The 6,711-nt window shown below is 56.4% G+C and carries 7 protein-coding genes; 2 read left to right on the forward strand and 5 right to left on the reverse strand.

Going from position 1 to position 6,711, the window contains the following annotated elements; translation table 11 throughout:
• Nucleotides 1-20 precede the first annotated feature (20 nt).
• From BP68_RS11080 to BP68_RS11095, 4 genes are all read right to left on the reverse strand, one after another.
• The gene (locus BP68_RS11080; RefSeq protein WP_287803825.1) at nucleotides 21-923 is read right to left on the reverse strand and encodes a ParB/RepB/Spo0J family partition protein; all 903 of its coding nucleotides are present in this window, start codon (nucleotides 921-923) and stop codon (nucleotides 21-23) included.
• Nucleotides 920-2,482 carry a recombinase family protein gene (locus tag BP68_RS11085; protein WP_496371634.1) on the reverse strand — a complete coding sequence of 521 codons (1,563 nt, stop codon included), beginning with the start codon at nucleotides 2,480-2,482 and terminating at the stop codon, nucleotides 920-922. Before BP68_RS11085 ends, BP68_RS11080 begins: the two co-directional genes overlap by 4 nt.
• Before the next feature lie 831 nt (nucleotides 2,483-3,313).
• Nucleotides 3,314-4,012 carry a DUF6988 family protein gene (locus BP68_RS11090; protein WP_496371636.1) on the reverse strand — a complete coding sequence of 233 codons (699 nt, stop codon included), beginning with the start codon at nucleotides 4,010-4,012 and terminating at the stop codon, nucleotides 3,314-3,316.
• 20 nt (nucleotides 4,013-4,032) lie between these two features.
• Complete coding sequence (locus BP68_RS11095) at nucleotides 4,033-5,127, reverse strand: DUF8606 domain-containing protein (RefSeq protein WP_496371638.1); 1,095 nt, start codon at nucleotides 5,125-5,127, stop codon at nucleotides 4,033-4,035.
• A gap of 387 nt (nucleotides 5,128-5,514) precedes the next feature.
• Here BP68_RS11095 and BP68_RS11100 point away from each other — a divergent pair, with 387 nt between their 5' ends.
• Nucleotides 5,515-5,694 carry an antitoxin Xre/MbcA/ParS toxin-binding domain-containing protein gene (locus BP68_RS11100; protein ID WP_496371654.1) on the forward strand — a complete coding sequence of 60 codons (180 nt, stop codon included), beginning with the start codon at nucleotides 5,515-5,517 and terminating at the stop codon, nucleotides 5,692-5,694.
• A 91-nt stretch (nucleotides 5,695-5,785) separates the two neighbouring features.
• Nucleotides 5,786-6,538: an HAD domain-containing protein gene (locus tag BP68_RS11105; protein WP_496371656.1), complete on the forward strand. Its 753-nt coding sequence runs from the start codon at nucleotides 5,786-5,788 to the stop codon at nucleotides 6,536-6,538.
• Here BP68_RS11105 and BP68_RS11110 read toward each other — a convergent pair.
• The coding region (locus BP68_RS11110) for a transposase domain-containing protein (RefSeq protein ID WP_496371640.1) at nucleotides 6,462-6,711 on the reverse strand (250 nt) is incomplete at its 5' end. The genes BP68_RS11105 and BP68_RS11110 overlap by 77 nt on opposite strands.

A 6,711-nucleotide genomic window follows, 5' to 3' on the forward strand; every position in this document is an offset into this window, starting at 1 on the left:
AAATCCAAGGGCCGTGGATGTCATACAGAGCCTCCACTGCGGGAAACGCGTTCGGCGAGGTACTTGGGCAAGGTGTCCAGCCCCTCCAATCGAAGGATGTTGACCAGGTTCTCGTCGCCCAGCATCTTTCTCAGTGCGCCGTATACAAAGAAGAGTCGCTGCTGGACGAGAGACGACTTGCGGATCATGATGCGCTGGCGCTCAACCTCTGTCTTGTAGGCGCGCACCAAGCTAGACGAGGTAATGTCGACAGGCTTCCGAGGCGTGGAACGTGCGATGGAGCGTCCTAGAAACTGGCGCCGCTCCACCAGCTTCTTGGCGTACATCAGCTGCGGGCCACGCAGCTCGCCAGATTCGTAGGCTTCTTGCATTGCCATCTGTACTGCCTTGTCGTCATTGCCGGCACCGACGATGAGAATGGCCACGGTAATCGGCATCTTGCCGCGCTCGACGGCGACCAGCAGTCGCTCTTCCCCCTTGTCGACCAACTCAAGAATGTGCCGGACATAGGACTCGTGCAGGTTGGTTTTGCGCGCGATGTCTTGGACGGAATGTCCTTTGTCGCGCAGCAACGTGATGCCGCGCAGCAGTTCCAGTGGTTGATGCCGCCTCCGTGCGACATTCTCCGCAAGGCTCATGACGAACGCATCCTCGTCGGAGACCATGACCACAAGCGCCGGAATGCGCTTCTCCCCCAGTTGTTGGAATGCCTTGAATCGCCCTTCGCCGCACACCAGTATGTAGCGCTCTGCGCCATCCTCGCCTGGACGCGGTGTGACTGTCACAGGCTTCTTCAGACCAACTGCTCCGATGTTCTCCACAATGGCGCTGAATTTGCGCTGGTTACGTTCGCGCGGATTCAGAATCTCTATGCGGTCCATCGGGATCATGCGCAGCTCGGGCAGAGAAAGCGGCTCGGTCATGCCGCTCTCCGCAGTCGGGTTCGTGCTGCCATTCCATAGAAGTAGTCCAGGCTGTCGAACCGGTAGTTCTCCAGTTCCACCGGATTGCGTTCTCCCAAACTGATGCGGGGATTACCGAAGTCCAGCCTGGGCCACAAGTAGTAGTCCAGAGTAGATTGGTTGGAGAGATCAAGACGTACCGCGACCGTGAGGTCGGGCGCAAGGCCCGTGTCGAACCGCATCTTCCAGAACAATTGTCCTGACTCGCGGCGCCGACAACGAGCCAGAACGATAGAGACGCTGAACTCCTCGTTGACATACAGGAGATCGGTGAGCGGATCGCGTCTTACGCTACCGCCCAGCGCCGCCATCTTCTCCTCGGTCTGCACGACGATGGCGGGATGCATCCGGCGCAGATGCCGGTTGATTTCGACGTACTGAAAATCGCGCGACGGGACGAAACCAACAAGTTGGTAAGCACGTACCAAGCTGCCGAAGCGATGGGCGTAGACCGAAGAGGATGGCATGCCCTCGGTTGAATTGATGATGAGCCCAGACAGCGCTTGGCGGTGCTGATAGAGGTTGCGAAGTCGCTCAATCAATTCTTCGTCTGAATAGCGGCGTGAGCGCGCGCGGATGATGCCTTGCGCGGTATAGAAGTCCTCCTTGGCGACGATGGCTGGGAAAGCGTCCTCCTTGCGAATCCACATGTCCGAAGGATTGACCACTCTCAGCTTGCGCAGCTTGAAGGACACCCGGTTGTAGACGTTGCTGCCGATGTACTTTTCGTTGATGAGGACCTCATGAACAGTGGCTCTGTTCCATTCGCGACCCAGATCGGTGCGGATGCCCGAGCAGTTCAATCGCGAGGCGATCTCCGTCTCAGACAAGCCGTCATTGACAAACCATCGGTAGATGCTTTGGACCACCTGCACCTCTTCCTGGGGTCCAGGCACCAAAACGACGCGGTCGGTCTGCAAACTTTTGTGCTCGCCGCGTGCCAGTTCTGCCTTACTCGCCCCCGTCTGATCAACCAGTAGTCGGCGCAATCCAAAGCCCGCAGGCCCTCCTTGCCGATAACCTAACTCGATCAGCCGGCACTGGCCTGCAAACACTTTCGTCGACAACTCCCGGCTGTACTCGCTAGCCATGGTTCGCTTCACGCCCTTGACGATGGTTGAGATGGGCGAGCCATCGTTCTCAAACTGTTCCGCGCAGTAGACCACCTGAATACCCGCGCGCTTGCACCGATATTCGTAGTACGCGCTCTCATCCGCATCTTGGAAGCGACCCCAACGGCTAACGTCGTAGACGAGCACCATGGAGAAGTCCGCAGCACCCGATTCCACGTCCTCAATGAGCTGTTGCAAGGCAAGCCGTCCGGCAATCCGAAGCCCGCTCTTGCCTTCGTCGGCATAGGTTTTCACCACCTCGATGCCGCGTTGTTGGGCGTACTCCCGGATGCGGGCGACTTGGTTGTGCGTGGAGTATTGCTGGTGCTCGGTCGACATCCGCACGTACTCGGCCGCGCGAAAGTTCGATTGCCCTTTCTGTGGCAATGGTAGATCGCCTTTATCCATCGTGCAGCTCCTCAACAGACTCGTGGTGCTGCGCCACGAGGTCATCGGCTACCTGGAAACATCTCCCTGGTCAGCAACGGCAACACCACACTACCAGCGTCATCATCTGTTGGCGATGAAGTCCTCTCTTTGCAATCACACGTCTCCGAATTGAATCAAGGCGCCAAGCTGATTTGGACAATCCACTCGTGTTGTCCTGCCAACGTAGCTGGGGCGATTGCGATGAGTTTGAAGATGCCCAGTACGGGCAAGGCTTGTGGTGACGCGTCACTGTTTGCAATTGGGGACGCGTGCAAAGAAGAGGAGCGCCGAGCATTGCGTTGCTTCTGCCGTTGCCGATTGGCTGCGGTGTACTCGGGGTGTGATTCACGGTAATGGCGCCAGTAATCCGGATGATCCCTGCGCCAACTAGACTGGGCCTGAGCCTGGTTCTCGTGGTAGTCGTCGTCAGTCTTGCGCTTTGTCTTTTGCCACAAGCGTTTGCGTGACTGCTGACACTCTGGCTTTGCGCAGTACAACTGGTGAGGGGTTTGAGGCCGGGGTTCAAACGACTCTCCGCATGCATTGCACCAGCGCTTTTCCATGGTGAATCTCCGTTCAGAACAGGAAGGGCGATTTAGTTTCAGGATGGATGCTTTGAGTGTCAATTTCCACGTACAGCTGGCAGTCAGGGGGTGAAGGCCATTTCTGAACTGAACTCAACGCTCTAGGGCATGCGGTTGATGCCTGTTCTCGACGAGCGGGCGGACACTGTATGAGTGATTGAATATGGGTCGCTGGGATGCCCTGAGCCCTATCCAAATACAGTCGGGAATGTCTAGCTCCTGCGAACTAGCTGTTTCCGGGCGTTTGACCCGAGGGGGCCATTGGACAGCAATCAGTGAACTGTTTGTACAAGTGCGTCACCTTGTCCATTCGGCGCTGTGATCCCATGAGCATGGCAAGCATTCGGTAAGCCATGTGCATGAGCCCATTGGAGATTCGAATCAGATTCATTGCCATCTCCACCGGAAATCCCTCACGCACTCGGCGAAGCGGGTGAATCCCGCTGTGGACATACGAGTTCAAGGCGTGTCGTGAATACTCGTTGAACTCCGCCAAATGTGCAGTCAACCCTGCGGGGGCTGCTGCCAAGACCTTGGCAAGCATCTCGCCAGCACTTGGGAGATTTTTGGCTGCAAGCTCGGCTTCCGGCGTCAGTTCTCTGCCTAGCTTTTCGATCTGTGCTGGAGTTGCCGCGAAAAGGAGCCACGAAGCCCGCAGCAGAGCCTCATATTGAAGGCGAATAACTCCGCATGCAGAGCTCGGGGCGTCAATGGCAAATGCAGTTCTTACTACCCTGGAATGCTCAATGCACAGGTGGCATGCGCTCAAGGCCAAGTGGTTTTGTTCGGACTCAATGGCCAGGACCACACCTGCAGCAGGAAAGCAGGCCAGTATGGCATCCTCGAACTCGTCGGATTGATCAGCGAGCGCAACTACAGGATCGTCGCAAGGAGAGTCTTGCGGAGCTGAAGAAGAACCAGTCAAAGTGCAGTCTCTAGCGATGTCTAGTCGATCTGGAAACGTTCTTTGAGCCGCGCCACGGTGTGTACCCATTTGGGTGAGGTTGGCCTCGCAACGGTGTTCTGGTTCCCGAAAAAGCCCTTCTCCTTGATCGCGTTGGCGACAGGCACAGTCTTGATCCACTTTACAGGCACCAGGTACTCTGCGTTCTCCGGACTTTCCGCGTACTTGGTCCGGGTGGCGATGACGGCATCGGTGTCGGTGATCTTTTTGGTGTGCCCGTTTTCGTCAAACGTGAAGTCATCTACAGGCACCCTGAGACCTGTCACTTCACCGACTCCGACATATCCTGTTCCCGGGATGTTCACCCAGACACGATTTCCGGGAGACAGCATCTGTAGGGTGTTGCTGTACCAGGTCCCGCCTCCGCCTGCAATGAACCCGTACTTCTGGGCCTCATTCCACTCGCGATTCTCGCCAGCATAGGAAACGTAATACTCACCGTTCCAATGACTGTTGGCTGGCGCATCGGGTGAGTCGGATGCATCTTCCGTAGGGTCACGAAGCCAGGCGCGTGTGAGGTACTCACGATCACCGTCCTTGAACATCCGAAAGAAAACAGCATTGATGTTGATGCCGTGGTAGCCAGCGAGGTACTCCACGATTCGCTCGGTGCTGTCATCCAAGGCACTGGCGACAATGATCAGCTCATGCTCAGTGTTTAGCTCATCAAGCATTTCTTTCAAGCCGAACCGTTTGCAGAACGCCTGATCAAGACTCATGCCCTTGTCGCTGGGGCGATAATTTTCGACGTAGTTGCCCCAGATAGATGCAATCTGATCACTCTGCAGGCCGATGACCCAAGAGCCGTAGTCCAACACCTGGGCTACTACATCGCGCGGTGTCATGTCGCGCTTGAGTTCAATGATTGCCAGGTTTCCGGCCCGGTCAATCGCCAGAAGATCGACATACTTCCCATAGCTGGTCTGGACTTGCCGGCCGATGACCATGAGATGAGGCGCAACTACTGCGATGTTCGCCTCAATCAGGTCTTCTAGCTTCTTCTCGTTAGCCATGGGCTGATGCAGCACAGCTTGCAACCCCTGATCAACTCGCCAAACACCAAGTTCAACCGGCATTTCATTCCCTCCCTTTGGCCGCAATTATGGAGTCTTGCAAAGGTCATATGGACTCGAAATCTGTGTTGCTCGGCTGCATGTTTCGGGTTTGACGGCAGGTTCGATTCCAGCGCTGAATCTGTCATGTGCCAGGAGATGCACAACTGCAATTTCAAGCCATCCTTAGAGAACTCCGTGACTTGAAAGAATGCGTTGTTGTAGTAACAGTCGGCATGGCTTGGCAATAACAAAATGCGACTCAGGCCTACCGCCAACAAAGTTCAAAATGTGACGCGCAATCCCAAGGATTGCACCATCAGTGTTGCGCACTGAACCCCAGCCATTTCTACGGAGCAAGCCATGGCCCTTGAAGACGATATCGCCACTCTCACCGTGCTCGTACAGGGCATGCTCGCAGAGTCAGGAGAGCAAGCCGGTTTTGATGAAAGGGCGTGGCTAGACCATTGGCTTTCTGGTGTGGTCCCGGCATTGGGAAATCGGAGACCCATCGATGTACTCAAGGAGCCCGATGGCCTGGAGGTAGTAAGGAGCTTGCTCTCGCGAGCCCAATCCGGTGCGTACTCGTAAGCATGGGCAGGGAGTTGGCTAGTCATCGGTCCGGTCTGGACCTGTGGCCATCCACGCTGACCAATTGACACCATGCAGAATGCCTATGGCTATGCCATCCAGCCAGAACTCCCCGTATCTCCCTGCGTCCACTCCGCGCAGCGCGGACGTCGTTCTGTATTTAGACCTCGATGGTGTCGTCCACCACGAAAAAGTGCTCTGGCATCCACGTAAGGGCATCTACATGAGCCCGTATGAGGCTGCAGGACATTCCTTGTTCGAATGGGTTCCCATCTTGGAGGCGGTGCTTGAACCCTATCCAGCAGTCGCCCTGGTGCTGAGCAGCACCTGGTGCATTCGTCCCGGATACAGCGCAACCCTCAAGCGCCTTCCGGTCTCCTTGCGTGCCCGTTTTATTGGTGGGACTTATCACAAGCGTGTCCATGGCGTGGATCCCTGGAACCTGTCCATGTTCCGAACCACACCCCGGGGTGTGCAAATTCAAGAAGACGCGCAACGCAGAAAGCCCCGGCATTGGATCGCTCTCGATGACGATCTGGAGGGTTGGCCTGACTCCTGCCAGCAAAACCTGGTCGCATGCGAAGGAGCTACAGGCTTGTCTAACCCAGAGGTCCAACACGAATTGAGGAACAAGTTGGGCTACTGCTTTGCGGCTTTAGACACTAAGTCTGTTGATTTCCACGTAAACCTGACCCAGCATTTCCATCGAATCTTGGTATGCGCGCGGCGAACCCATGTTGACCGCTGTCGGCGGCCGTGGCTGAAGATCAGATGGCGTCGGGCTTCCAGCGATGCGGTAGCAGTTCCTCGATCTGACTGGCCTTGTGCGTGGGCAGCCGTGTGAGGACGTCCTTGAGGTAGGCGTAGGGATCGTGCCCGTTCATGCGCGCTGACTGGATCAGGCTCATGACGGCTGCCGCCCGCTGACCAGCGCGCAGGCTCCCGGCAAACAGCCAGTTCGATCTTCCGAGAGCGATGGGCCGGATCTGGTTCTCGATCCAGTTGTTGTCAATCGGC

The organism is Diaphorobacter oryzae DSM 22780 (assembly GCF_059568935.1).

Coding starts and splice junctions, on each gene's coding strand:
- BP68_RS11080 (WP_287803825.1), bottom strand. CDS start 923: ATGACCGAGCCGCTTTCTCTGCCCGAGCTGCGCATGATCCCGATGGAC.
- BP68_RS11085 (WP_496371634.1), bottom strand. CDS start 2,482: ATGGATAAAGGCGATCTACCATTGCCACAGAAAGGGCAATCGAACTTT.
- BP68_RS11095 (WP_496371638.1), bottom strand. CDS start 5,127: ATGCCGGTTGAACTTGGTGTTTGGCGAGTTGATCAGGGGTTGCAAGCT.
- BP68_RS11100 (WP_496371654.1), top strand. CDS start 5,515: ATGCTCGCAGAGTCAGGAGAGCAAGCCGGTTTTGATGAAAGGGCGTGG.
- BP68_RS11105 (WP_496371656.1), top strand. CDS start 5,786: ATGCCATCCAGCCAGAACTCCCCGTATCTCCCTGCGTCCACTCCGCGC.